The 26,979-nt window shown below is 46.3% G+C and carries 16 protein-coding genes; 2 read left to right on the top strand and 14 right to left on the bottom strand.

Annotated features, from left to right (window positions below):
* The first annotated feature begins 213 nt into the window (after positions 1-213).
* On the top strand, positions 214-576 hold the full coding sequence (locus tag QUB70_RS10080; RefSeq protein ID WP_332980028.1) for a hypothetical protein: 363 nt from the start codon (positions 214-216) through the stop codon (positions 574-576).
* Positions 577-729: 153 nt separating this feature from the next.
* Here the strand turns inward: QUB70_RS10080 and QUB70_RS32670 are convergent, their stop codons facing one another.
* The 13 genes from QUB70_RS32670 to QUB70_RS10015 all read right to left on the bottom strand — a co-directional run bounded on the left by QUB70_RS32670 (position 730) and on the right by QUB70_RS10015 (position 23,294).
* Positions 730-960, bottom strand: coding sequence for a hypothetical protein (locus tag QUB70_RS32670; protein ID WP_442927754.1), 231 nt, complete (start codon positions 958-960; stop codon positions 730-732).
* 284 nt (positions 961-1,244) lie between these two features.
* Positions 1,245-2,138, bottom strand: coding sequence for a YsnF/AvaK domain-containing protein (locus tag QUB70_RS10070; protein WP_332980023.1), 894 nt, complete (start codon positions 2,136-2,138; stop codon positions 1,245-1,247).
* A 324-nt stretch (positions 2,139-2,462) separates the two neighbouring features.
* Complete coding sequence (locus tag QUB70_RS10065; RefSeq protein WP_332980022.1) at positions 2,463-3,317, bottom strand: DUF2382 domain-containing protein; 855 nt, start codon at positions 3,315-3,317, stop codon at positions 2,463-2,465.
* A 665-nt stretch (positions 3,318-3,982) separates the two neighbouring features.
* Positions 3,983-4,498 (bottom strand): DUF1499 domain-containing protein, encoded by a 516-nt coding sequence (locus QUB70_RS10060; RefSeq protein ID WP_332980020.1) that lies wholly within the window; start codon positions 4,496-4,498, stop codon positions 3,983-3,985.
* Positions 4,499-4,572: 74 nt separating this feature from the next.
* Positions 4,573-6,231: an adenylate/guanylate cyclase domain-containing protein gene (locus QUB70_RS10055; protein WP_332980019.1), complete on the bottom strand. Its 1,659-nt coding sequence runs from the start codon at positions 6,229-6,231 to the stop codon at positions 4,573-4,575.
* Positions 6,206-8,776: a response regulator gene (locus tag QUB70_RS10050; RefSeq protein ID WP_332980018.1), complete on the bottom strand. Its 2,571-nt coding sequence runs from the start codon at positions 8,774-8,776 to the stop codon at positions 6,206-6,208. Before QUB70_RS10050 ends, QUB70_RS10055 begins: the two co-directional genes overlap by 26 nt.
* A complete protein-coding gene (locus QUB70_RS10045) occupies positions 8,773-9,165 on the bottom strand; it encodes a response regulator (protein ID WP_332980017.1) in 393 nt (130 codons plus the stop codon). The genes QUB70_RS10050 and QUB70_RS10045 overlap by 4 nt, the downstream gene beginning before the upstream one ends.
* A gap of 431 nt (positions 9,166-9,596) precedes the next feature.
* Positions 9,597-11,018 carry a hybrid sensor histidine kinase/response regulator gene (locus tag QUB70_RS10040; protein ID WP_332980016.1) on the bottom strand — a complete coding sequence of 474 codons (1,422 nt, stop codon included), beginning with the start codon at positions 11,016-11,018 and terminating at the stop codon, positions 9,597-9,599.
* A gap of 7 nt (positions 11,019-11,025) precedes the next feature.
* Positions 11,026-14,970, bottom strand: coding sequence for a PAS domain S-box protein (locus tag QUB70_RS10035; protein ID WP_442927755.1), 3,945 nt, complete (start codon positions 14,968-14,970; stop codon positions 11,026-11,028).
* A gap of 463 nt (positions 14,971-15,433) precedes the next feature.
* Entirely contained in the window at positions 15,434-18,208 is a 2,775-nt protein-coding gene (locus tag QUB70_RS10030) for a family 10 glycosylhydrolase (protein ID WP_332980013.1), read from the bottom strand.
* 176 nt (positions 18,209-18,384) lie between these two features.
* Positions 18,385-19,710: an RNA-guided endonuclease InsQ/TnpB family protein gene (locus tag QUB70_RS10025; protein WP_332980011.1), complete on the bottom strand. Its 1,326-nt coding sequence runs from the start codon at positions 19,708-19,710 to the stop codon at positions 18,385-18,387.
* 516 nt (positions 19,711-20,226) lie between these two features.
* Positions 20,227-22,968, bottom strand: a complete 2,742-nt coding sequence (locus QUB70_RS10020) for a DEAD/DEAH box helicase (RefSeq protein WP_332980010.1) — start codon at positions 22,966-22,968, stop codon at positions 20,227-20,229.
* A 173-nt stretch (positions 22,969-23,141) separates the two neighbouring features.
* Entirely contained in the window at positions 23,142-23,294 is a 153-nt protein-coding gene (locus QUB70_RS10015) for a hypothetical protein (RefSeq protein WP_332980009.1), read from the bottom strand.
* A gap of 10 nt (positions 23,295-23,304) precedes the next feature.
* On the opposite strand from QUB70_RS10015, the gene QUB70_RS10010 reads away from it, so the two are divergent.
* Positions 23,305-24,438 (top strand): succinylglutamate desuccinylase/aspartoacylase family protein, encoded by a 1,134-nt coding sequence (locus tag QUB70_RS10010; protein ID WP_332980008.1) that lies wholly within the window; start codon positions 23,305-23,307, stop codon positions 24,436-24,438.
* A 410-nt stretch (positions 24,439-24,848) separates the two neighbouring features.
* On the opposite strand, the gene QUB70_RS10005 is transcribed toward QUB70_RS10010, so the two are convergent.
* Positions 24,849-26,930, bottom strand: coding sequence for a phosphodiester glycosidase family protein (locus tag QUB70_RS10005; RefSeq protein ID WP_332980007.1), 2,082 nt, complete (start codon positions 26,928-26,930; stop codon positions 24,849-24,851).
* Positions 26,931-26,979: the final 49 nt, after the last annotated feature.

Here is a 26,979-nt window from a genome sequence, read left to right as displayed (position 1 = left end):
AGAACACTTACGCTTACAAGGGAAACGAGAAAGGGCTGACGCACCCTACAATACTATTTTAAATGCGTAACAGCTTAGTGATGACATAATATCAATTATTGTTATATCTAATCCAGTAGCATCGGAATTAATATTGCCCACCGTCAGGACACTCCGTTGCTATCATTCCGGTGTTACCGGAATTGATATTATTTTTCTTTAGGGAACGATGCCATGCCTACAAATAGCATGGCTAGGCCGCCTGCAAGAATTGCGAATGCAAGTAAACCTACAACTAAATCTAATCCCGATGTATTTTCCATTAAATTAAACCATTCTCCAATTAAATCCAATTATCGGTATTTGTTTATTGCTGAGTGCTTGCCAACAATGGGGAACACAAGAAAAAAAGAAGGTCTCAACTTACAAAAAATATTAACTTCTTCCCTCTTCCCCAACCATCCGTTAAATCAATTAAATCCGTTGCCGAACTTCTTATTTAGCCAATTCTTTCTCGATCGCTGCGATCGGTTCGGGCGAATCTGGGCCCACGCTGGTGCGGAATCTGGCAACCACTTCCCCCTGTTTGCTAACTAAGAATTTCTCAAAATTCCACGAAACCTCACCCTTGGGATCGACTGCACTCGCAAGCTTAGCGTACAGCGGGTGCTGCTGAGTGCCGATCGCGCGTACTTTGTCAAATAATTCAAAGCTGACGCCGTATTTTGCAGTACAGAAATTGACGATTTCTCAGTTACTTCCAGGTTCTTGAGCTCCGAAGTCGTTGCAGGGAAATCCTAAAACGCGGAGTCCAGCAGGGCCGTACTTTTGGTTCAATTCTTCGAGTCCTTTGTATTGAGGTGTATAGCCGCATTTGGAAGCTACGTTAACTATCAAGAGTACCTTGCCTGCGTACTCTGCTAGCTGCTTGTCTGCGCCTGCGCTCGTTTTTACTTTAATGTCTGAGATCGTGCTGGGCATTTTCAAATACTTCTAAACTTGACCAGCACAATTTTACCGCAATTCGGTACAATTTTGTCGGTGATGCCGATCGCTAAAAATTTAAATATCCCGACCGGGGCGGGTTTACAGATATCGGGATTATATTATAGGTATTGGTGAACCCGCCCCTACCAACATTACGGTTAATTTACCGAACACGATCTTAGTAAATGCCGGTGAACTTTCCCCACAGAACCGATCGCCGCAGTCCGCTATTAGATTTAAGTTTCTCGCTAGATTCCACAGCGAAAGGGACGAATAGTTTAACTATCTGAGTGGCTTTCCATCATCCATTTTTGGTAAGTATCCTCAAGTTGCTTGTCTTCCAGAACCAGTTCGAGGCGGACTTTAACGCAACCGTGGCGGGGTTGAGAGGCGATCGAATTTAAGATTTTGCTAGCTTTCTGCACAGAGGTAAATTCCGCCTTAACTGTCGGTTCCTGGCGATCGCTCTTAATCTCCGTCAAATCTATACCCGTGATGCTTCCCTCGCCCAAATCTATTTCTGCCAACACCTTCGGATCGTCGCCAACTTGTTCCACAATCAGCTTTTCCCACTGGATAGGTACTTGTACCATCCGAGTTTCAATTTCTTTGCGCACGATAACTTCGCCGACTTTGCGCTTGCTGCGATTGATCACCAATCGTTCTTCTAGCAAGCGAATTACTTCTCGATCGACAATATCCAAGTTTTCCTCATCATCACCTGTCTCCCCATTATCATTTGTGCGATCGGTATCTATTTGATTTGACATAACTGTTGAGGGATTTGTTGAATTGCTGTTGCTAAATTCACTAAGCGGTTCTGAGGAAATTTCTAAAGAGTGAGGCCCATCATTTGCCGGAATTCCCGGCAGCCGTTCGACTTGCTCCGAATTAATACTTAAAAACAGCGATTTTTGGTGATAATCCACTTTTTTTAGTAGCTTAATACTTACTAAAAAAACGCGGGTATTTTCGCGACCTAGCCCAGCCACCACAAAGTTGAGCTGACCGTTACCGTCAAAATATACATCTTTAATTTTGCCTGCCAAATGACCTTGAGTGTCTTTGACTGTAAAACTTTTTAGCTTAGTTCTAACTTTTTCTGGCACCCGGTTGAGATGGGTAATTGATTTTGCAGTTGCTCTCTTTTCTGCTGATGCTTGACCGTACATTTTTTAAACTTTCCTGCTTAGGGATTTTTATTATGAATTGGTAAGGGCGAATTGGTAAAGGCGGGGAAAGAAGACCGGGCGGTTGAAACCGCGTCTATACAAACAAAACCCGCCTCCGCGGGTTGAAGAACGGGCGGTGAAAATTACTTAATCTTCTTCAGTCCGCGGAGGCGGACTTCGTTTTTGTAGACGCGGTTTCAACCGCCGTCTTATCCAAGCGTATTGCGTTATATAGGAATTGCGCGACGCCACAGTTAAAACCTGCGCGGTGACAGAATTATGTCACTAATCTGCAATTCCTATTCAACACCTGCTGCGGTTGGTTTAGATAGCTTTATTATCTACAACCGGAGTTCCATCGGTATTAACGTCTAATTCTTCACGACGCAAGGTTTCTTCGCCGTCAACCGTGCTGCGAACAACTTCTTTTCTGACGTTGACTTCTTCCCGCACGAAAGCTTCCTTGCGAATGTCGGCCGTTTCTTCGTAGATTTCCATGCGCGCAACTTCTCCTGATTGGAAGTCAGCCTCACCGACTGAAACTACTCGACCGGCTTCTACGGGCGTTACTCGCTCGATTACGACTCGTTCTTTTTCAATCGGTACTGAAGCTCGCGCTATTTCAGTTTCCACGCGCTTCCCAACTGCTACTTCGCCTGTTTTTGCGCGGTTTTTGTTGGCAATCAAGCGTTCTTCATAAAGCTTGAGATTTTGGTGGTTCTGTTCGTTGGTTTCGTAGAGGGGGCGATCGATATCGTAGCTGTAGTTGCTGCGATCGTAGCTAGCAGGAGTTGCAGTGCTTGCCGCAGCAGTGTCTTGATTGCGGTAAACGCCTCTTACCTGTTCTTCGCGATCGTAATCTACGGGTTCTAATTCATTGTAAGCAGGCAATTGTTCTGCTTGAGCTTTGCTGCGAAGACCTGTTGCGTGGACGCGACGCGCTCCGTAGTCGAAGCGGGCCGAGCCGATCGGCAGCAATACTTTTTTGCCAAAAATCCAAATACCGGTATCAATTACCAGATAGCGGAAACGACCCGTTTCATCAACCAAAGCGTCATAAACAGTGCCTACTTTTTCATCAGAGTCGCCAGCATAAACATCAAATCCCTTGATGTCGTCTCCAGCAAAAATTTCTTCCTGATAATTTGGATAAAATTCTTCTATTCTTTGAAGTGCCATGATTTTTTTTCCTCTTTGCTCTACTTAAACTAATAGTAGAAATTAATTAGTTGACTTACCTCTCCCTAAAGTCTGAAGTGTAAAATTTAGGGCGTTTAATACTATAGGAATACTGCCCTATCTCTTCTTCTGAGCTAGCACGCTCAGCTATTTTAAAGGTTGTAAAACTCTACAATCCTCAATCTTATAGCCATTAGACCTCTTGCAAAAATCCTTTTAATCAAATTCTGGAACGGGCTCTGGGGCCCATTCCACAAGAAAAAAAATTTTGTGGGATGGGCCCCAGAGCCCGTCCTAGTTATTTTTGCAAGAGGTCTATTATTAAAAGTCAAAGCGAACCGTAGGGACACGGCATTGCCGTATCCCTACTCCCCGCGCCGGACACAGCATAGCCCTGTCCCTACTCCCCGCCCTGGACACAGCATAGCCCTGTCCCTACTGTTAATAATTGTTAACTAGGGTTTGCTGTTGCGGCATTTAAACTACACAGTCAAAATTTGATAAAGTTCTTGTGGGGAGTAGGGGTTGGGCGTCTCGCCCGCACAAAAAATGCAATTTAGATGTAGAACAGCTTAGTTACAAATAAACATTACATAGTTATACACAAAAATTGAAGCCCCCGATCTTGCGGGAGAGGGGCTTCGGGAAAGTTAGAAATTTTATGTTCAGAGTTGATTTAGTTGAGTTCGGATAGTTTCTATCCTTTTGCGGTTAACTCCCAAATCCGACTCTCCCAGACGCGAAGCCGATCGCACGTGGATGACTTTTGCTCCATCATCTACCAAAAATTCAACATCATCAACAAACCCCATCAAAGCACTGGCGAACTCCGCATAGAGGTAATTATCAGTTGCGGTGATAATTTTAGTTTTTCCCAAAGACTCGATCGCCCCTTTGAGCTTTGCCATCGCTTCTGCCGGCGGCGAAACGTATGCCAAAGGCTCAATTTTGTGTTCGGCATCTTGACTGAAGCTGCTGACGCAGTTGGGGGAACTCGGGCACGCTGCGAGTTTTCCTGACTGAATGCCGATATTGGCAGGTCTTTTTCCAGCAAACACTGTTTTTTCTCCGGGAATTGCGATAAAAGTTGCGATCGACAGTACCGCTACTGCTAGCAGTGATATTAAAATAACTAGGACTCTTTTCAATGCTGTCGGCGATTTTGTTTCAACTGTTTGCAAAGGATTAGCCCTCGTGAAAGTGCAAATTATATCTAATTTTAATTTTAATACTAATTGAAATTGACATGAAAAAATCAAAAAGATTTACCTTGTTCTTCTATCAACCAGTAAGTCAGCATTGTTCCTTTACCTTTAACCGGGATATGACCCCGCTCTTCAAAAACAAACCGATCTTTCACGCGCTCGTAAGTCGCCGCCGTCACTTGAATTTTACCCGGCAATCCGTTCGACTCCATCCGCGAAGCAACATTAACAGTATCCCCCCACAAATCATAGCTAAATTTGCTAATCCCAATAATTCCCGCCACCACCGATCCGCTGTGAATTCCGATCCGCAATTGAAAATCTTCTCCTATTTTGACATTAAACCTCCTCAAAGCTGCCTGCATATCCAAAGCTAAAAGTGCGATCGCCGACCCATGATCCTGCCGCGCCGTCGGCAAACCCCCAACCACCATGTAAGCATCCCCAATCGTCTTAATCTTTTCCAACCCGCGCAACTCAGACAACCTATCGAACTCCGAGAAAATCCCGTTCAAAATTTCCACCAACTGCGTCGGACTTTTGTGAGCTGAAAACTCTGTAAAACCCACCAAATCAGCAAACAATACACTCACCTCATCAAAATGATCCGCAATCAACTTTTCCTCTTTTTGCAAGCGCTCGGCAATAGGTTTCGGTAAAATATTCAGCAGCAATTTCTCTGTTTGCTCTTGCTGCAATTTCAGCGCTGCCTCAGCTTGTTTCCGCTGAATCAGCGAACCGAGCTGCGTAGCAACCGCACTCACTAATTCCAACAAGCGCGGCTGACATTCCAGAACTTTCTCGCGATAAAAAATTAATATAGCTAACACTTGGTTGTCGGCCAAAATTGGCAAACCAAAAGCCGCTTTCAATCCCACATCTGCCGCAATTTGCGATCGCAAAAAAACTTGTTCCGGTGCAGTAGAAACATCCTCGATCCATTCAGACTGCTGCGACTGCAAAATCCTCCCCGGCAGCCCCACACCGGGAGCAAAAGTTGACTGCAAACTTGTCTCTTGGAATTGGGCAAAACTCAAGTCGCTGAGGTACCTGCCTGTAGCGCATTTTAAAACGCCCTCACTGCAAGGAATCCAAGCCTCGCCCAGATTCCATTCAATAGTTTTGCAAATTAAACCTAAAATTACATCTATAGCCGACTCAAAATCCTCCGATTTGCTAATAGCTTGAGTTGCCTTCAGCAGCAACCTCGTTTCCATTTCTACCTGGTGGCGTTCGGCTATTTCCTGGTGCAAATGGACGTTTTGATCTGTCAACTTTTGATTTTTTTCTTGCAATTGCATTTGCAAGGAACGCACAGTAAGTTGATTGCTCACTCGCGCCAATACTTCTTTCACCTGAAAAGGTTTGGTGATATAATCTGCTCCCCCCACTTCAAAAGCTTTTGCCTTATTTATTCCTTCCTCTAGCGCGCTGAGAAAAATGATGGGAATTTCCCTAAATTGCGGTTCGGATTTCAGTTTTTCACAAAGTTCGTAGCCGTCAATATCCGGCATCATAATATCCAGCAAAATCAAATCTGGTGCGCTAGATTGAATCGCATCTATGGCTGAAAAACCATTAGTAACCGGTCTTACTTTATAGCCATTTTTTTGCAGAATTCTAATCAACAAACGCAGATTATCAGGCGTATCGTCAACTACTAAAATATCTGCTTGATTGTTCTCAGTTTGCTCGGCATTCATCTGCATTCTCTGATTCCTCCGCCTCGGCAATTAAATTGAGAATTTTCTGGTAATCAAAATTATCGAGATGACCCTGGAGGATTTCGGCAAATTCAGGATGAGCATCCCTTATTTCCTCGATTGTCCTGGCAATTAAGTCAAAATCAGCACTGCGGATTACCTGCTTCATGTTGTCTATCCATTCTGCGGGAAGTTGGGGCGAATAAGCAAGCGCAGCAGTATAGGGGGAGTCACATAGATTATTTCGATCGCCTGTTGAGATAAAGTCCGTTGAGTTAGAGTAGAGATACTTCACCCCCAAATGTTTGTTTAGGGTATCAAATATATCTGTTTTGCGGAAAGGTTTGCTAATAAAATCGTCGCAGCCGACCAATAAAGCAAACGATCGCCTGCCTTCAATTGTACTAGCTGTCAAAGCAACAATCTTCGGAATCGGGGAGTCTGGAGGGGAAATAGTCATTTCCCCGTTTCCTTGCTGCTCTTGCTCTCTCTGCTGTATTCTGACCTTAATTTGTTTAGTAGCTTCGTAGCCATCCATCACTGGCATTCGCACATCCATCAAAATTAAGTGCGGGTGCCAAGCTTCCCACATTTCTATTGCTTCGCGGCCGTTGGTGGCTTGTTGCAGCCCGAAACCCAAGGGAGAAAGCATTTTGACTAAAAGTTGGCGGTTGTCTTCGCGATCGTCCACAATTAAAATCCGGTAGCAGGGTTGATTTGGTTCCAACCCAATAACTTCGCGGTTAATTTGCGGGGCGGGAACATCACCAGCATAAACCGCACTGACTGGAATCTCAAATTTAAAAGTAGTGCCGAGTTCCAGTTCACTTTCTACAACGATTTCTCCTCCCATCAGGCGGACAAATTGACGGCTGATAGTCAATCCTAAACCCGTCCCTTTCTGAGCTTTTTGACCGGAAGCTGTTTGCACAAAGGCTTTAAAAACATTGCCCAATTCTTCGGGAGCAATGCCAACTCCTGTATCTTCTATTTCAAACTGAAGGAAAACCGTTCGATCGCTCTTTAAATTATCAGTCTCTTCCCTCAACTCTACCTCAAAATTCCTGCTAATTATCGCAAATTCCCGAATACTTGTTGTGGTATCAAAGACAACTGTTGGACTGTCCAATAAATCAATAACTCCCGAAGTTTCTAACTTTATAACTCTTAATATAATCTCGCCTGCTTGCGTAAATTTAATGGCATTGCTGAGGAGATTGATTAGCACTTGCCGCAGTTTAACATCATCGGTTCGCACGTACTGGGGAACGTCAGCCTCGCGCTGGAAAAGCAACTGCAATTGTTGGCTTTGTGCCCGCAGTTGGAACATATCTTGCAAGTCGTCAAGCAAGCGGTAGAGGTCGAAGTTTTTCGGGTCGATCGTCATTCGCCCCGCTTCGATTTTTGACAAGTCTAAGGCTTGATTGATCAGCGTCAGCAAGTGTTCGCCGCTGCGGTGAATAATCCTCAGATTTTCCCGGTTTTCGACAGTAAGATTGGGGCTGGGTTCCATGATTTGTGCAAATCCCAGTATGGAATTGAGAGGGGTGCGCAACTCGTGGCTCATATTGGCAAGAAACGTGCTTTTAGCTTGGTTTGCGGCTTCAGCAGCTAATGCGGCTTGTTGGAGTTGTTCTGTGCGTTCGTCAATTTGGGCTTCTAAGGTATGGTGGTAATCTGCTAGTATTTTTTCGGCTTGTTTGCGATCGCTAATATCTTGAAAAGCGGCGATCGCATAAGCAACATTTCCGCTAGCGTCAAAAATCGGCGTGCTATTGATCTCGATCGCAATTATTTTGCCATCTTGACGGATTTCTACATCGTCAACCCTGACAAATTCTCCTTTCAGCGCCCGCAAAATTGGCAGATTCTCCGGCGGGTAAAGCTCATCAGTATTGGCAACATAAAGTTGATAAGTTGCAGCTAATTGTTTCGCAGTGCTTTCCGAGATAGTGTCTGCACCCAGCAATTCCCCCGCTGTCTGGTTGAAATAGGCGATCGAGCCGTCTGGATTGTAAACAGATACCCCCACTGGCAAAGCTTCTAAAAATTGATTCAAGCGGCTTTCACTCGCAGACAGCGCCTCATTTGCTAGCTTTAACTCCTCGTTTACTTCTTGCCGCTTCTGGATTTCATCTGTTAACTTTTGGTCTTGCAAGTAACTGTGAACTGCTTCTAGTACCGTTAATTTCAAGTCTTCATTTTGCCAAGGTTTAGGGATATAACGGTACAATTTAGCATATTTGATAGCATTACTCAGGGCTTCCAAATCTGCTTGCCCCGTCAGCATAATAGTCAGCGTATCCGGCGAGCTCTCGTGAATTCTTCTGAGAAGTTCGTCCCCTTTAATATCCGGCATGATATAATCGGAAAGCACCAAAGCAATCTCGTATTCATCGGCCTGCAAATCTGCCAGCAACTCTAAAGCATCAGCCCCCCCTTCCGCCGTTTCAATAATACACCGATCGCCGATCGCCTTTTTCAGTTCAATCTTTAAACTGTTCAAAACATCCGGTTCGTCATCAATACACACAATTACAGGTTTTTTCATAACTTAGCCAGCCCAGATTTTATAGTCTCTATTAAGTCTTTGCTTTGCCAGGGTTTGTACAAACACCAGTATAAATCAGCTTCTTTTACTGCCCGCTGAAGTGCCGCTGCATCCGCTTGTCCAGTCAACATAACCTTAATAATTTTAGGATATTTTTGGTAAACTTTAATTAAAAATTCGTCACCTTTGATTCCCGGCATCAGCCAATCAGAAATAACCACAATAACCTGAAATTTTTCTTGAAAATCCTTAAGTAAATCTAAAGCTTCATCACCACTTTCAGCTAATTCATAAAAGTAATCATTTTTAAATTCATTCTTTAGCTGCATCTTGAGAGTATTCAATATATCGGGTTCATCGTCAACGCAAAGAATTACAGGCTTATTCATCTTTTCCTCTCTGCTTTAATTTTAGTGGGTTTACCAACTTCACTTGCTTCTACATTATTGATTTCGGGCGAGGATGCAGGATATCTGTCCCCTATCTTATACCATTTTCAAGAAAGAATGCAAATGTATGCTGTGGAGCATTTAAACCACTAACGAGGCCTGTAGGGTGCCACGGGTAGAACACTTACGCTTACAAGGGAAACGAGAAAGGAGCCGTGGCACCCTACAATACTATTTTAAATGCGTAACAGCTTATGCCATATCCAAACCTTTATATCATCAGTCATTCCCATCGAAAATCTAAAATTAAAAATGGTATTATTTTAAGAGGACTTGCGAACTGAAATCCGGTTTCTCGCAATAAATCTTGTCTTTGTCAGCAAAAGTGCCGCGCTACCGGGAATCAGCCCCCTGCGGGCAAGTTTTGTTCGCTAAATTGGCAGCGAGACTGTAAAGGTTGTCTGCCCCGGTACAGACTCTACACCAATTTTGCCTTCGTGTTTTTCAATAATTGTCCTCACAATATCCAATCCCAAACCGCTACCTTCGCCCGCAGATTTCGTCGTAAAAAATGGCTGAAAAATTTTGGGAATAACTTCTGGGGGAATGCCTTTGCCGTTATCAGTAAATTTAAGCACAATATTTGCCTCTTGCTGTTGAGTTTCAATAGTCAAAATACCTTTATAATCCATTGCTTGCAGGGCATTGTGAACGAGATTCGTCCAAACTTGATTTAAGTCATCGGGATAGCACATAATTTTGGGTAAATCTCCATAATCTTTAACTACTTCTATACCGTGTTTCAGTTGATTTTGATAAAGGGTTAACACCGTTTCAATGCCGTCATTCAAGTTTGCCTGGACTTTTTCTTGTTTGCTATCGAAATGAGCGTAGGTTTTCAAGGCAAATACTACTTTTCCAGACTTCGCTGTCGCTCTTTGGATCAGGCTAATACTTTTTTTAAAGCTCGCAAACTGGTAAGCAGTATTTAAAACTACTTCCCAATCCGGCAATTTAAAAAGCGGCAACAACTGCTCTATGTTTTCGTAGATTTCCATGTCAACTAAAGTATCCGCAATTTCATCGGGCTTTTCAACTGAGGCGGCCATCAAATCCCCCGTCAACTTCTGCTTGAATCTCCGCTTTTCTCGGCTGGTAAATAAAATTTGTTGATGGGTAGCTCTGTACAGTAAAGTTAAAAAATAAGCTTGGCTTTCTTCAGAAAGATGTTGAAAAAAATGAGGCAATTTTTCTAAATTATCGTCCCAAAAATTAGCTATATTATTAATAGATGAACCTATAATGCCCAGGGGGGTATTGATTTCGTGGGCAATGCCGGCAATCAGTTGTCCCAGTGCCGCCATTTTTTCCGATTGAATCAAATGCTCTTGGGTGGCTTGCAGTTGGTGGATCGCAGTTGCTAAATCTTGATTTTTTTCTTGCAAAGTTTGTTGCAGCGAACAAATTTTTAAATGTGTTTCTATCCGGGCTAAAACTTCTTCAACCTGAAACGGTTTAGTAATAAAGTCCACTCCCCCAACAGCAAAAGCTTTAACTTTATCCATCACGTCGTTAATCGCACTGATGAAAATCACCGGAATGTCTTTTGTTGCTTCAGACTCTTTTAGCCGCTGACAAACTTCGTAGCCGTCCATCTCCGGCATCATAATATCCAGCAGCACTAGATCTGGGGGAATTTTTTGAGCCGCAGACAGTGCTAGCTTGCCGTTGGGAACCGGGCGAACTTGATAGCCTTTTTCGCTCAAAATTCCTGCCAGCAGCCGCAGGTTTTCTGGCGTGTCGTCCACTACTAAAATATTAGCTCGATTGGTTTTCGGTAAAGTTGAAGTCATCGGGTATTTATTGGTTTTCGCTGAGATCGATTGTGTTCAAAATTCTGTCGTATTCAAAATTATTAATGCAATCTTGAAGCGTGTCAGCCAGCGAGGGGTTGACAGTGCCCATTTGCGCGATCGAACTGGCGATCGCCTCCATGTCCACACTCAAAATATTTTGCTTGAATTGGGCCGTCCAGTCTGGAGAAACAGAGGCGAAATCCTCCGGTGTCAGCACCTGCTGACTTGACTCTCCTGCACCTGCCGCACTGACTGCTGTTGGATCTTCATAAATATAGCGTACTCCTAAATGTTTGCCCATTGCCGCAAAGATATCCTCTTCTCGGAACGGTTTCCGCATAAAATCATCGCAACCAGCCGAAAGAATCACCGCCCGTTCTTCCTCCAAAACGCTAGCAGTCAAGGCCACAATTGCCGTTGCTTGCCCGCCAGTTGTAGTTTTAATCTGTTTCGTTGCCTCGTACCCGTCCATTACGGGCATTCTCATGTCCATCCAAATCAGATGCGGTTCCCACTCCATAAAAATATCCACCGCTTCTTTACCGTTACTCGCTTCTCTCAACTCAAATCCGAGCGGACTCAGAAGTTTTACCAACAGTTGGCGGTTCAGGGGTTTGTCGTCCACAATTAGCAACCGGTAACTCGGCTGATTCGGTTCCAGGGCAACAACTCGGCGTTGAGTTTTTTTGCTTTCAATATCAGCAGATTCAACCAGATGAACTTGGATGTCAAACTGAAACACTGCACCCTTTCCGACCTCGCTGCTAACAGTAATTTCACCTCCCATTAATTGCACGAACTGGCGGCTGATCGCTAAACCTAAACCCGTTCCTTCTTGAGAATCTTTGCCTGTTTTTGTCTGCACGAATGCTTCAAACAACTGCTCGATTTCCTCAGCAGCAATGCCTCCACCGGTATCTTGAACTTCAAAATGCAGCGAGTAGCGATCGGGCAATTGGTCGGCGCTGTTTTTGTGTACCTTCCCCCTGCCTCCTTTAACTTGCACCGACACTCCCCCTTCTGAAGTAAATTTAATGGCATTGTTGAGCAAATTAATTAATACTTGGCGCAATTTCACTTCATCGGTGGAAATGTAATGAGGAACTTCCGCGTCCCGGTCGAAGATTAATTGCAAGCCTTTTTGCTCAGCTTTGAGAGCAAACATATCTTCTAAATCGTCTAGCAGACGGTACAAATCGAAGTTTTTTTCATTAATGGTAGTGCGGCCGGCTTCGATTTTTGACAAGTCTAAAACTTGGTTAATTAAAGCCAGCAAATGTTCGCCACTCCGCAGGATAATTCCGACATCTTCTTGATTTTCGGGAGACAGATTTTTACTGCGGATCATGACTTGAGCAAAGCCGATGACTGCGTTCAGGGGCGATCGCAATTCGTGGCTCATATTGGCGAGAAAGGTACTCTTAGCTTTGTTGGCTGCTTCGGCCGCTTCTTTCGCCTGCTGCATTTTGATTCCCGCTTGTTTGCTAGCAGTAATGTCTTCAATAAAACCTTCGTAGTAAAGTATGTTTCCTGCTTCATCGCAGACAGCGCGACAATTTTCGGAAACCCAGATTATGCTGCCATCTTTGCGGTAAATTTCCGATTCAAAGTTTGACAGTATCCCGTACTCCTTTATCAGCACTGCAAATTCGTCGCGGCGGTTGGGTTTCACGTAAAGCTGGTTCTTGAAATTGGGCTGTGCTGCTATTAATTCGGAGGCCGATTCGTAACCGTACAGGTGAGCTAAAGCGGGGTTGGCGCTGATGTATTTTCCGTCACTAGCAGTTTGAAAAATTCCATTCAAAGCATTTTCATAAATGTTGCGGTACTTTTCTTCTGCTTCCCGGAGGGCAGTTTCTGCTTTTTGGCGATCGGTAATATCGCTAGAAATCGACAAAAAACAAGCTTCTCCGTCAATATCAATGGTTTCGATCGACAGCAGCGCCGTTCTTTCTGCACCATTTTTATTGCGAAACCTGAGTTCGTAATTGTGAAGTGCCCTCTTGTTTTTTAACATTTGAATCATCCGGTCGCGCTCTCCCAAACTCGCCCAAAAATTGAGCTGCACCGCTGTTTTTCCAATAATTTCTTTGTGATTGTAGCCGATCATCCGGCAGAAACTGTCATTGACTTCTATGTGGCAACCGTCACTGATTCTCGTGATCGTAATCGCATTCGGACTCAAACGAAAAGCTTTGGAAAACTTTTCTTTTGCCTTAGCAAGAGCGGCGGTGCGTTCTGCAACTTGCACTGCTAAATTTTGGTTGTATTCCGTTAACAGTTTCTCCGCTAGTTTGCGTTCCGTAATATCTTGAAAAGCGCACATCGCGTAGATAATATTTCTTTGGGCGTCGTAAATAGGAGTTCCTGAAATTTGCATGGGAATAGTTTTGTCAGCCGAGGAGATTTCAATGTCATCAACAGTGACACTTTTGCCCTGCAAAGCATTTAACATTGGGTCGCGTTCCGCTGGATAAATTTCCTGAGTTCCACCTAAATAAGCTCCGTAGGATTGGCGCAAATTTTCGGCATCGGCTTCCACAAGTCCTTGACCTAAAAGCTGCTCTCCTGTAGGATTAATGTAGTGGGGATGACCGTTTGCATCTGCAATAAAAATGCCTAGCGGTACTGCATTGAGAAATTGTTTAACTCGGCTTTCGCTTTCCGAGAGCGAAGTAAATGAATGCTGCAATTGCTCTGCCATGCTGTTAAAAGAAGCGGCAAGTTCTCCGAGTTCATCTTCGCGATTCAGAGTCAGCTTTGTATCCCATTCATTTCGCGCCAAAGCTTTCGCCGCCGCATTCAATTTTAAAATCGGCCGCACCACCCATTTAGCAGTAAGAATCCCCAGAATTGTCGCCCCCATCAAAGCTGCAACCGACAGCAAAAAAGTCGTGCGCGTGTTGAGGTTAATTTGCTGCATAAAGTCGGACTCTGGCACAACTACGACAATCAGCCAATCCAACCCTCGATCGTCTTCAAAAGGAGCTACCTGCATAAAATTTCGTTTACCGTCAACATCAAAAGTAAGCTGTTGAGAATGAGAGATTTTAGCTAAGCTGTCGTAGGATTTCTCTAAATGCTGTGCGGTTTGGCGAATTACCGGATTCTCGCTTTCTGAAGCTTTGATGCGTCTTGTTTCTTTACCTTCCACCACGAATTCTGGACTCGCCGTTGAAGTGGCAATTAACATCCCCGATCGCTCCATCACAAAAGTTTGTCCCGACTTGCCAATTTTGAGGCTGACGAGAAATTCTTTGATTCTGGAAAACAGCAAATCGCTGCCAGCTACTCCTAACAGTTTGCCAGCGTCATCGTAGATAGGCAAAGCAGCAGTAATTGCCAGTTCCCTAGTCAAAAAATCTGTATAAATAGGAGTCCAAATAGGTTTTTTTGCCGCAGCGGCAGCTATGTACCAAGGGCGAATTCGCGGGTCGTAAATAGCGGCTGAAATTTCCACTAATTGAATGCGGTTTCCCTGAGAGTCAGCAGTATATCGAGCTAATTTATTGCCTGTAGAGCTGTCGGCAGCAGAGATAAGAATTCGATCTTTAGCGCGGATTGCTCCCGAGTGTTCTCCATTTTCTGTGGCTGTGTAAATGATGCTGATCGAATCAAAATATTGAATTTGTTCGAGGAAATGAAGTTCGAGTTTTGGTTTGTCTTCTAGGTTCAACTGCCCCAATTTTATGTCTTGAACGTTCAGGTGATTGACAATGTGGGGAATTGACATATAATTTTCCATGCGGTCTTTGATGCGATCGCTAATTTCTCCCCGCAACTGAGCGGCAACATCGTTGACTGCCCGCTGACCGTTTTGGAAGGACAGCCAACCTACAAGTCCTACGGTGCCGACAATTTGCACTAAAAAAGGAACTACGAGTACAGTTTGTAATGGAGCTTTGCCGATAATTTTGGTAGCAAAGCGATTGAGGGGTTTAGGAAACATATTCATCCTCAGAGGAATTGGGATTTGGCCAAACAGGGAATTGGGCATTGGTAATTGTTGGGAGTTTTGATTGTAAATTATGTTCCCTTTGCCCTTGCTTTTCTCCTGATGCTGTAGTTTACTGACGACTGTACCGCCGATCAATTTAACTCAATATAGCCTCTTTATACTCAGAGTTTTTTCGCAACTACTGATAGAGATAATTTTGTGCGATCGACCTAAATCGAAATTATCCGATCTATTGCACCATTCTCCATTACTTATTTAGGAACAGGCAAGATGCCTGTTCCACAATAAAATTCATCTCTTGTGGAACAGGCAAGATGCCTGTTCCACAACAACTACATTTTCTTGTGGGGTGGGTGAGCCGGAGAACCCGCTCAGAGAAGGGTTATTGAGAATATTGCAATATCTCAGTTTGAACAAACAGTAGCTAACAATAACTCCCCCCAAAAACCTGCATTTACCTGCGATTCAACTCCACCCTTTCGCCGTAACGCAACAGCATATCCAAACTCTCCAAACGATTTTGCCAAGTTTGCACCTGATAGCTATTCTCCCCAGACTGCAAGCGCATCGAAGATTGAAATTGAGATTGAAAACTCCCCAACAATCTTTTAGCAGTTGCTAAACTTTCCGTAGAAGGATTTGCCGCCAATTTGCTCAAAGCTTGCGCCAATTCGTCCGATCGACTTTGCAAAACTTTCAGTTCAGATTCCGACACCCGCAACTGATTGTTAGCCAACAAAAAACTCCATTCCTGCTTGAGAGCAGTATAGCGCGAAGCTGCGGCCGCAAACGGCTGCCGGTAAGGAATCGGCTCCGCAGCAGAAGTGGAACGCACCGATCGGCCTTGAGTGCGGTTAAAAAACCCCTGCATCCCGCTGCTGATACTTTCCACCGCAAAAATAGCATAACCCCCAGTCGGCAAATCGCGCAAAGCTTGAATTTGGTCGATCGCCACAACTTCCGGGAGAGTCAACAATTTAACCGACGGAGAAATCAAAGCCGAACCCAGAATTTGTTCCTTTACCAGCGGTTCGGTGATGCGCTGAAGTCGGTTCGTATCCAAAGCATAAGTCATCGGCACAATCAAATCTACAATTCCCTGACGAGCCCAAACTTCCCAATTTTGCTGAATTTTGTAAATCCGCTGACTTTCCGGGTGCGGAAACACCGCCACCGACAGAATAGTGCGCGGAGAATTCTGCCGCAAAAGCTGAGAAACTTCAGCTACAAAAGTATTAATTTGATTAGTTTTAAACTCAACCCACTGCCGCCACAAATTGCCGGAACTAGGCGAAATATTCACCGGATCTGCACCAGTCAACTGCTTAAATTGCTGCCTCGCCGCAATACCGTAACCGTAGGTGAAACCCGCATTGTCATCTTGAAAAGGGTAGCGAATATAGTCTAATTGCACCCCATCTACTTTGTACTTACTGGCAATTTCGCTAACAATTTGCAGCAAATAACTGCGCGCTTCCGGGTTCGCCGGGTCGATATAAAATTTACCATCATTGACGTGTTGGCGCCGCCCTTTATTATCAATATTTGCCCAATCTGGATGAGCAGAAAGCACCGGCCCGGGATAAGAACTAGGTTTGCCAATTAAAGTATTGTGGCGCTTATTTCCTGTGGCAAAAATCCAAACCCAAGCGTGCAATTCCATGCCTCGCTCGCGAGCCAATTTAACCGCAGATTCCAGCGGGTCCCAGCCAACTGTGAGGGGGTTTTGTTGCGGTGCAACTTGACTGGGATAAATTGTATATCCGGCATTCAAAGTTTCAAAGAAAACGGTGTTGATACCGGCGGTGGCGAGCCGATCGAACACTGCCGCCAAACCTTGTTCCGATCGCGCTGCGACGATCGTACCCCGATCGAGCCAAACCGCCCGAATTTCCGCCCCAACGCGCTGCCCTTCCTGGGGATAATTTTGCCACAGCAACTGCCGCGCTTCCACCCACTGCGATCGAGCCTCCGCGTACTTTTGCTCTTGCAGAAGTTGGTCGAAAGTTTGCAAAACCTGCCGCGCAGAGGCGATCGCCCGCGCCGTTGCCCCTTGCAGAACAGGCGGGCGAGTCGCAGCCGGGCCGCCGCCACTGTTGCTTGCCGCCACCAGTTGAGGGGGGGTAGCAGCATTGAGATTGACGGCGGTATTACCTGAATTAGCTGCTGTCAGGGCGCTTTCAAACCTGCCGAGGAGGTTGGTGAGTTCTTGGCGCATCAAATACGCTTCAATGCTGACGATCGGCTTATTAGAATTTGCCTGCACGTCCAAACCCGCCGGCGCTGACTGATCCGAAGGGTCTGTAAAAGTTGTAGGTACTGGATCGGGAAGCGAGGGAGAGAGAGAGGGAGAAAGTCGGCTCAGCGGGGTACTGCGCGGCGAATTAGGGGTGTTTCTAGTGACTCTGGAGGGGGGATTTGGCAGTGCGGGAGCGGTCGCTGTGGGTGGCGCTACAGGCTGCGAAGCGATTGTGCCTCCCCAGCGGGCGATCGAGGCTTGCAGCCAAGCCTTGTCTACATTTGCCGAACCTTCGCTACCCCAGCGCCAGCCGAGATAGGTAGCGCGATCGGTGGCGATGGCTGCGGAGGAACCGGAACTATCTTTCCAAGTAGCGACTGTTTGACTGTTCGCGTCGGCGGGAATCAAGACACCGCCTTGGACTGAGCCATTTTGTTGTGCAGCCGGCATCCAATTGTTAGAAGCGGTGCAGGCGAGATCCCGGCAGCGCGTGCGGGGTTGCAGCGCCGCCCGCTGGGTTAACGGAAAAGCCCAATAGGCCCCGAGGAGCGATCGTAAAGATTGGCGCACCAAGGCCGGGGAACTGCGGCCGACTGGGCCCGAAGCAATCAAGCGCCCGCCCTGGGATACCCAAGCTTCTAAAACTTTAATTTGCGCCGGAGTCAAAGTTTCAATGTCGGGCAAAAACAGCACGTTAACGCCTGCTAAATCCGCCAAGTTTTTGATTTCTTCGAGATTGATTGGTTTGTAAGCAATGCCGCTTTCCCAGAGGCGCGTGGTAATTTTCACCCAATCGGGAGAATTCTCGGAACTGCGAACAACGCCCAGAACTACTTCTGCGAAACTCGGAGAGGGAAATATGATGAAGAGATTGAGTAATGTACTCGCTAGAGTTCCAATAAAGACTCTTTGCAAGAAAGTGAAAAAGCGAAAATTTTGACCCTGGGAGCAGGCATCAGGCATTTGATGAGACTTTTTGATTTGTTGCATAAATATGAGAATTAGCCACCACACCGCTAGACAAAAATTCAATAACAATTAAGAGCGATCCGCACCATACAATTTTCTATCCTGTTCTGCAACCTGAATCAGGAAAATATGCGATCGAGCGATTTTGGATTTTGGATTTTAGATTTGGGATTAAAATGTGGGTGCATTTGCGTCAACTACCCACAATCAAGCGGAGTACCGCTATGATGGGGGCTTGTATCTGAACTCCACCGCAATTCCGAGAACCTAGATAGGATTTCGGCTTTGGTTTCAACGTTCGACACATTAGGGGATGCTGACAAGCTCCCCGTGCTAGTCCAGTCTTGCCGAACTAGCAGCGTTCTCATTGTAATATTTCGCGCACCCACCAAATCAGCGTGTAACTCATGACTACAACATTCGCATCGAAACAAGAGTCCTTTGTTAGGTCTATTAGCATCCGAAGTATGTCCACATTTAGGGCAACTTTTCGATGTATAATGAGCCGAAACTTTAGTTGCTAACGAACCATTTAGATTGGCTTTGTAGTCGATATGCCCGTGCAATTCGGCAAATGACCATTTAGCCTTATTTCTATTAGCTCTGCGCTGTTTTTTGCTAGCATTTTTCCCAGACTTAGACTTAGTTCTATCTCGGATTCCGGTCAAGTTCTCTAGTCCAATCAGGCTGTTAGGCTTGGCAATTTCCTTGCTGATTTGGTGGTTCACATCAGCGATAAACCGTCTTTCTCTTCCAGATAACGCGATTAGTCTTCGCTTTGCCGAACGAGTGTCTTTACGCTGAAGAGTCTGTCTAGCTTTGTGATAGCGGTTGGCTTTATGTCTAGCTTCTTTTCCTGAGTAGAATTTAGACTTGTTTTGTAAGTCTGTTTCCACCGCTAAGTAGCGCATACCCACATCGACGCCAGAAATTCTGGTTATTTTTAGTGGATCTAGCTCAGGTACTTCTACTTCAATGCTTGTCATTAAGTAGTAGACTTTAGAAGAACGCTGATAGACAATTTTAGCAGCTCCAATTTTAGCGCCATTGGCAATTAAATCTAGATGCTTGCTGTAGCCAGCATATGGCACTACTATTCTACCTTGCAGCGTGATAATGCTCACTTGCTGCTCGGTCTTAAAAGAGTAGTCCCGTTGATAGTTTAGGGTACAGGTTCGAGAAATATATCTAGGGGGTTTATCTAGCCCTTTATACCGTCTCTTTGTGTAGCCTTTGGCAATAGCATCGTTAGATTGTTTTACTTTAGACCAAAGGGTCTTGTAGGTAGCAGATACTTGTCTGGGTACATTGCAAGCCATTTGCGCTCCCAGCCCAAATCGCACTCGCAATTCGTTGTAGACAGTTGTCTGCAATTTAGCGCCATTACTGGTTTTACCCGCTTCAAAAGCGACTTGTGAAGTATAGTTCAAGGCATCCCGGTAAGCTAAGGCCGTCTGAGACACCAAGGCTTTTTGCTCGGTGGTCAGGTTTAGTTTCAACTTGGCGGTGATTACTTGGGGCATTATCTTCACAAACTATGATATTATTCTATCTCGTGAAACGGACGATGGCGAGCGGCAGAGCAAGATTTGTTCGTTCATCGACCGCCCCCTCACTTTCCGATATCTAAAGATTGTCGGTTTTGTTCGGGGGCGGATCTCTTTACTCACGCGCATTCATCCCGTCACTCACTCCTTGTACAGGTAGAGTGCGGGACTCCTGCTGTTTTAGTTGAAAAACCAAAAATACAATTTAGATGCGGGACTGTTGACAGCCCGTTGGTGTCAACAAACACGTTAAACCGACCGTCTCTCTTGTTTGTAGCGAAGTCTAGATCCCCCCTAACCCCCCTTAATAAGGAGGATTCGGCTCAAAGTCCCCCTTCTTAAGGGGGATTTAGGGGGATCTAGACTCGGCTACAACCCTGATTTAGACATGGTTTCAGGCTTAACTTGACACTAATGCTTACAGCCAACTGTCAACTGTCAACTGTCAACTGTCAACTGTCAACTGTCAACTGTCAACTTACAACTCAAAAGTTACTGAGTTGCAGCTTCATTCACCGGGAATCGATCGATTAACTGCATCGCCCGAAAAGCATTCCTCCGCAAAGAATCCGAGACGTGAGGAACATGAGGAATCTGAGACAAGAAATCCAAAGTCCGGCGCAAAATCCGCACCACATCCCCTTCATCCAAACTCGTATGGCTAATCAGTTCCAGCCATTCAACGCCCAGAGCCCACTGTTCGACCAAAGTCACTAAATCCCGTTCCAGCCAAATCGGGATTGCAGCTTCATGACGGTACTGCACTTGAAACAATCGGCGGCGGAGGCCTTTTTGCAGATTGTCCAAAGGTGCCAAAACTTCCGGCGACAGCGAGTAGTGAGTCCAACTGTCAGGCCTGGAAACTTCTGTAACTAAGGCGGCGCAAGCAGCAGCGAGGTGGTGGGGGTCGAGTTCGTCAAACTCGGCAGACATCAGCGACAAACCCAACCACAGTTCGTTATCGCCGCGAATGGCTGCACAAGCTTGGCCCAAGATTGTCGGCACCAACCTGTCGGAGGAGTCATCTCGATTTCCATCTGCCGAAACTACTCTTTCCAAGCAGCCAAAATTGAGCAAGATGTCGATTAAGTTGAGAAATTGCTCCCAGTAGCGAGCTCGCTGCTTTTCTAAGTCTTGTTCGCTTTTGCGGATTTCTTTTTTCAATTCTTCCCGGCGGCGCTGGCGTTTGAGCAAAGTACCGGGATTGCCCCATTCTAGAACCGGGTGAATTTCTAGCTTAGCTTCTAGGGCTGCGATTTTCTGCTGTTGCTCGATCGCCTCTGGGCTCGGTTCCGGTGCGGGCAATTCTGGGATCGATTGAGCGATTGAAGCAGTTTCTTCATTTGCCAAGCGGCACTGGCCGAGTCTCAGGGGCATTTCCGACGGCGGGTTCAAGGTATCTGCAACACTCAAGCGGGGTAATTCGGCGTGCAGGGTAGCGACATCGCTAATGGCGACGACATACCAGCGGTTATCTTTGCCCAAGCAGACCAAATTTGGTGCTTGACCCGAACCTGCGATTTTGGCAACCAATACGGCGGGTACGGGATTTGTGTGCGATCGTTTAGCTGTCGGAACGTGCTTGCCTTTGAGACTCAGAACCGTGCCGAGCACTGCAAAAGCCACAGCTACGGACATCTCCTTAATTCGAGCTTCTTCTGCTTGCTGCAAGAGAGTTTTCAGCAAACGTTTGTCTTCTTTGAGTCTTGCCTGCAATTTTTCGTAATGGGCGAGCTGTTTTTCCAGGGTAGAGACATTACCTCCAGCCGCCAAGGACTCTTCCAGCACCGCCAATTCTGTTTGCAATCGGTCTAATTCTTCTTGCTGCGGCTGCAAGTACAAGGTAGACAGGTATTGACCGAAACTCCGTTCTACCAACTCTTGAGCTTCGTCGAGAGTGTGAGTTTGCAGCAAATTCAGCACCATGCCGTAGCTGGGAGTAAACTGACTGGCGAGGGGGTCGGCTTTTGCTGTTGCCAAATAGGAGGCTTCTTTTGCGCCTTCAAAGCGCGTCTGCACTGCGACCACGTGCCCCAGCTCGTCCATGCCCCGCCGACCAGCCCGACCGGCCATTTGCAGGAATTCTGAAGCGTTTAGCAGTCTGTGTCCCTTGTCGGTGCGCTTGGACAGGGTGGAAATGACTGTGGTGCGGGCGGGCATATTAATCCCGGCTGCTAGGGTTTCGGTGGCAAATACGACTTTAATCAAACCTCTGCCAAAGAGTTCTTCTACTAAACCTTTCCAAGCGGGCAAAATGCCTGCGTGGTGGGCGGCGATGCCTTTTAAAAGTGCTTCTTTTTGACCGAAGCGTTCTGCTTCTGGGTTTCGCTGTAAAAAATCGTCAATGATGCGTTTGAGTTCGGCTGTTTCGGCTTCGTCAACCAGGGAAAAATTGCCGACTTCTGCGACTGCTTGGTCGCACCCGCGACGGCTGAAGATGAAGTAAATTGCTGGTAGCATATCTCGATCGTCCAACCGGGACAAAACTTCGGTCAAACTCGGAGTGGGGATGCTACCTCTTTCTACTTTTTGCCCCTTCTTTTTGGGGATTAACCGCAGGTTGGCTCTTTTGCCAGTCTCGTCTAGCAGCGGAAATATCCCTTTTTGATTGGCGAAGTGAAATTGCAGCGGCACCGGCCGAAAGTCTGAGTAGACAAGCTCTGTGGGCCCGTGGACTTTGTTGATCCAGTCTGTGAGTTGGTCGCTATTGGCTACGGTTGCTGAGAGGGCGAGCAGTTGAATTTCGCCGGCACAGTAGATGATCGATTCTTCCCAGACTGTACCGCGCTGGCGATCGTTCATGTAGTGACACTCGTCGAGCACCACGGTTTCGACTCCGGTGAGGGAAGCACCCACAGCTCCGATCGGCGTACCGTAGAGCATATTCCGAAATATTTCGGTAGTCATCACCAAAATCGGGGCATCTCGATTGAAGGAGATGTCACCCGTCAGCAAACCTACGTTGTCGTCTCCAAATTGCCTGCGGAAGTCGCGCAGCTTTTGATTGGAGAGAGCTTTGAGGGGAGTGGTGTAGAAGACGCGCCGCCCCCGGGAGAGTGCTTGATGGATAGCGTATTCGCCGATTAACGTTTTCCCGGAGCCTGTGGGAGCGCACACGACAACGGATTTACCTGCATCGAGGGCGGCGATCGCCTCTCTCTGAAAGTTATCTAGCTCGAAGGGAAATATGGTCTTCAGATCCAGCTCTGGGCGGTTCTGGGCAGTGTCTGGCACAAGGATTATTATCAGGTTTCAGGGTAAGTATGCTGAAATCTTGCTAAAAGCAAATCAGCAGAGGACTGTACTGATTTTAGACCAACGCCCGCAAATCGGCTATGAAGTCATTAGTCATTAGTCATTAGTCATTAGTCATTAGTCATTAGTCATTAGTCATTAGTCATTAGTCATTAGTAACAATTACCAATGCCCGATGCCCCATGCCCGATGCCCCATGCCCAATGCCCGATGCCCGATGCCCAATGCCCCATGCCCGATGCCCAATGCCCAATGCCCCATGCCCCATCCCTCCGCTTCGCTTCGCCCAATTCCCCATTCCCCATTCCCTTCTCTATGATTCCAGTTATTTCGACTATTCCTGTTGTGCAGCTTGCTTCGGGCGATCGGCTTTCACTGCAAGTCTATCAGTTCCAAGGTGCGATTCCGGGCAAAAAAGCTTATCTCCAATCTAACCTCCACGGTGCTGAGATTAGCGGTAATGCGGTGATTTACCAATTAATTGAGTTTTTAATGTCTTTGGACAGCAGCAAGTTAAGCGGGGAAATTTGGCTGGTTCCTGTTTGCAATCCTGTGGGTGTCAGTCAGCGATCGCACCATTTTTCCCCTGGTCGCTACAATCTTTATGATGGGGTAAATTGGAACCGAATTTTCTGGGATTTTGAAAAAAAAGGGGAAGATATTCTGGGTTTTGCTCAGTCTCACATCCATCTCGATGCCGATACTGTCAAAGTTAATTACAGAAAAGCGATTGCTTTGAGTTTTGCCAAAGAGTTGGCAAAAATTAACGCTCCTAGTTGCCGCCCCTACAGCGAACTTTACCGATATCAGCTACAATCTTTGTGTTTGGATGCTGACTACGTGCTGGATTTGCACAGTTCTACGAATCAAAGTTTAGATTACCTTTACTGTTTTAATTCTCGCGAGGAAAGTGCAAAAGCTTTTTTGCTCGATCGCGCAATCTTAATGAACGAGTACGACGGCGATGCTTTTGACGAGGCGTTTATCAAGCCTTGGCTGGCCCTGGAGAAGAGTTTAGCAGAGTTGGGAAGTGCGCTCAAATTTGATGTGGAAGCTTGGACTTTAGAATTAGGTTCGGGGATGGAAATGAATCCCGAGTCGGTGGCGAATGGCTTGCGGGGCATCAAAAATTACTTAGCCAGTAAGGGCTTATTGAAAATAGATGGATTTCCTCTCCCGGAAACTGCGGCGCATCAAGTTATTTTCACCCCCAAGAATTCGGCGATCAAATACTACGCGCCGGCGGGCGGGATGATTCAAAATCGAGTGCAATTGGGCAGTTATGTCAAAAAGGGCGAGCTGCTTTATCAAATTCTCAGCTTTAATAAAAACGGGGAATTTCCGAGTTTAGTTGATGTTTGTGCTGAGTCGGATGTTTTCATTTTTGATGTTTCGACAAATCAGTCAGTAAATCAAGGAGAGTATGTGTTGTCTGTGATGGCAGATTGAGAATACAGAGAAACCCGGTTTTTTGAATAAACCGGGTTTCTGAAAACCTATTGGTAGGGGCTGCCCCCGTGGCTACCCCAATCCCACCAAATGCCTAAAAAATTGTGGATGTGTGGGGTCGGCATTCTTGGCACGACAAGAGTCAAAAGGCTGGTTTTCCTGAGAATGAAATAGCCCTGCCTTAATAGACTTATTGCAAAAATAATTAGGACGGGCAAGATGCCCATCCCACAAAAAAAAATAACTCTTGTGGGACGGGCCGGAGAGCCCGTCCCATAAATTGATGAAAGGATTTTTGCAAGAGGTCTAATAAAGGGGGAACAAGAGTTTGTAGAGTGCGTCAGTGCGGAGATTCTCGATTGTTGAGAAGATAACAGACGCTGACGCACCCTACAATTTAAGGTGACGGTTTATGGTTGAATGAAAATGCCGATCGCATTATGAACTCTCGCAGCAGTAGACGGCGGGCGATCGAGCAAACTCCCTCCCAAATACAAACTCGTCGAACTTCCCCCATCCAAATTTAAAGCCTCCACAGCACCCATTTGCTGCAATATCTGCGCCAGTTCCGCGAAATTTGGCCCCGAAGAGCCCGCGCGATTGTGTACCGCTACAATCAGCAAATTCCCCGCAGCAGTTCGCCCGATCGCGCTCCGAATAGCTGTCTGTCGAACATACGCATCGCTAAACCCTTCCGCCTTAGCATCCAAAACAACTCGACTGTTTTTTACCAACACCGGCCCGCCGCCGAGAATGTAAGGAAAACGGTTGAAATCTGCCGGAATTGTGTTAGTTTCCAAACGCAATAAAGTGCCAGCAGTTAATTGAGATGCAGGGGAAAAATTGGAACGCAAAGCCAAAACATAACCGTTTGCTGGAATCGGGAAATTTGTTTTTCCCTGTGCGCCACCGGGAGATTGACTGACAACTCGATTGCCCGCAACTGTCACAACTATTTCATTATCAGAAAACGGAGTATAGGTTTTTCCCCAATCGGGATTGTAGCGGCCGATTCCTGATTGCACGTAGGCACTATTTAGATGAGAAATAGGTAAACGCTGATTTGTTGGAGTTATCAAGGTTTCTTGCAAAGTCAAACGATTGATGACAAATTCACCCCGATCGTTCCAGGCGATCGCCCCCCGGTTCAATATCGGCCCGGAAAGCCATTTATTATCCCGCCGAATTGCTCCTAAAGCTAATCGATTTATCCGATTGAAAAATCCTGCATTAATTGCAGCAACCGTTCCAGAAAGTTCGGCTGTTTGCAGTAAAGGTGCTGTGCCTTGCTCTGCCGGCGGATTGCTGAGAAGCGGTCGAAGTTTTACACCGGATTGACGCGGATTAACTTCTAACCAAACTACGGGAAAACGAGCGGTTCCTAAATTTTGATACTGCTGCCGCCACCGCACTCCCGGCGCCCAAAGAATATTTTTTTCTACTAACGAATCGGGTCGAATGTCGATAACTAATCGATTGGAATTTCCCAGGCTGAAAACTTGCGGCCGCCAACCTAAAGGAATCGTCACTTTGACTTTGGTTTGAGTGCCAGCAGGTTCGACTTTTAGTGATAGCAATTGTTTGCTAGTTGCAAAAGTACGCTGAATTAAAGTTGGATTGACTTTGGCATCGATCGCGATCGACCATTCTTGACCGGCGATCGGCCCTGCGGGCGCTAGCGGCTGCGAGAGCGCGGGTTTGGTCGGGTCGTCTGGTGTTTCGAGGTTTGGCGCTGCGGGCGTGATTTGCAGGGGAATAGCGGGCTTTGTGGGGTCGTCCGGGGTGTTGGGTGCGGGTGTTGGCGATGGACTTGGTGTATCGACGAAGTTGACTTGCCACGGGGCGGGGCGATCGAGATCCACAACTATGCGATCGCCCCATTCTCTCTCAGCTTGCCGAATTCCGGTAATATTTGTCACCGGAGAGGTGATTCTCAAAGTATTTCCATCGGCTGATATCTGCCAGCCCGCAAGTCTAGCAAAATCTGTGACATCTAAGTAACGATACTGCCCGGTTGCCCGCGCTGCTAAGCTTTGAGCGTCGGTTAAAGATACCGAAAACCACTGCACCGGTTGTTTGGCACTATCGGCGGTGTTGAGCAAATCCACTCCCGCACTTTGCATCAAGCCAACGTCGGCAATCCAAGTTCGGAAATTCGCAGAAGTGCTGCTTGCCGGCTGCTGAGTCCAAGTTAGGGGGAGAATGCGGCCGTTTAGAGACACTTGGCGGCCTTGTCTAATTCTCGAAGCTGGCGGTACAGATTGAGTCATCAGTTTTAACTCTGAGTTTGCACCATTCTCAATCACAGGCAAGATGCCTGTGCCACTGGGGCGGGCATCTTGCCCGCTTTCAGTCACAGGCAAGATGCCTGTGCCACTCGGACTCTCCTGTGCTCTTCCGGGTTGATTCCAAAGCAAAGACTGGGCGATCGCCAGTACGGGTAAAATCGAGACTGACAATATTGGACGCCAATAAGACAAATTACGTTTCACAACTTACAACTCACAATTTCAATCCTAAACGCATGGGTATCTAGAAACC

Source organism: Microcoleus sp. A003_D6 (genome assembly GCF_036702825.1).
Classification (GTDB): Bacteria; Cyanobacteriota; Cyanobacteriia; order Cyanobacteriales; family Microcoleaceae; genus Microcoleus.
The sequence above is the reverse complement of the archived record's forward strand: the minus strand, read 5'-3'. Positions and strand labels throughout refer to the sequence as shown.

What these genes read in the sequence shown, in the direction of transcription:
- QUB70_RS10080 (WP_332980028.1), top strand. Translation starts at nt 214, where the DNA reads ATGCCTACAAATAGCATGGCTAGGCCGCCTGCAAGAATTGCGAATGCA.
- QUB70_RS32670 (WP_442927754.1), bottom strand. Translation starts at nt 960, where the DNA reads ATGCCCAGCACGATCTCAGACATTAAAGTAAAAACGAGCGCAGGCGCA.
- QUB70_RS10070 (WP_332980023.1), bottom strand. Translation starts at nt 2,138, where the DNA reads ATGTACGGTCAAGCATCAGCAGAAAAGAGAGCAACTGCAAAATCAATT.
- QUB70_RS10065 (WP_332980022.1), bottom strand. Translation starts at nt 3,317, where the DNA reads ATGGCACTTCAAAGAATAGAAGAATTTTATCCAAATTATCAGGAAGAA.
- QUB70_RS10055 (WP_332980019.1), bottom strand. Translation starts at nt 6,231, where the DNA reads ATGCAGATGAATGCCGAGCAAACTGAGAACAATCAAGCAGATATTTTA.
- QUB70_RS10050 (WP_332980018.1), bottom strand. Translation starts at nt 8,776, where the DNA reads ATGAAAAAACCTGTAATTGTGTGTATTGATGACGAACCGGATGTTTTG.
- QUB70_RS10045 (WP_332980017.1), bottom strand. Translation starts at nt 9,165, where the DNA reads ATGAATAAGCCTGTAATTCTTTGCGTTGACGATGAACCCGATATATTG.
- QUB70_RS10040 (WP_332980016.1), bottom strand. Translation starts at nt 11,018, where the DNA reads ATGACTTCAACTTTACCGAAAACCAATCGAGCTAATATTTTAGTAGTG.
- QUB70_RS10035 (WP_442927755.1), bottom strand. Translation starts at nt 14,970, where the DNA reads ATGTTTCCTAAACCCCTCAATCGCTTTGCTACCAAAATTATCGGCAAA.
- QUB70_RS10030 (WP_332980013.1), bottom strand. Translation starts at nt 18,208, where the DNA reads ATGCAACAAATCAAAAAGTCTCATCAAATGCCTGATGCCTGCTCCCAG.
- QUB70_RS10025 (WP_332980011.1), bottom strand. Translation starts at nt 19,710, where the DNA reads ATGCCCCAAGTAATCACCGCCAAGTTGAAACTAAACCTGACCACCGAG.
- QUB70_RS10015 (WP_332980009.1), bottom strand. Translation starts at nt 23,294, where the DNA reads ATGGGGAATGGGGAATTGGGCGAAGCGAAGCGGAGGGATGGGGCATGG.
- QUB70_RS10010 (WP_332980008.1), top strand. Translation starts at nt 23,305, where the DNA reads ATGATTCCAGTTATTTCGACTATTCCTGTTGTGCAGCTTGCTTCGGGC.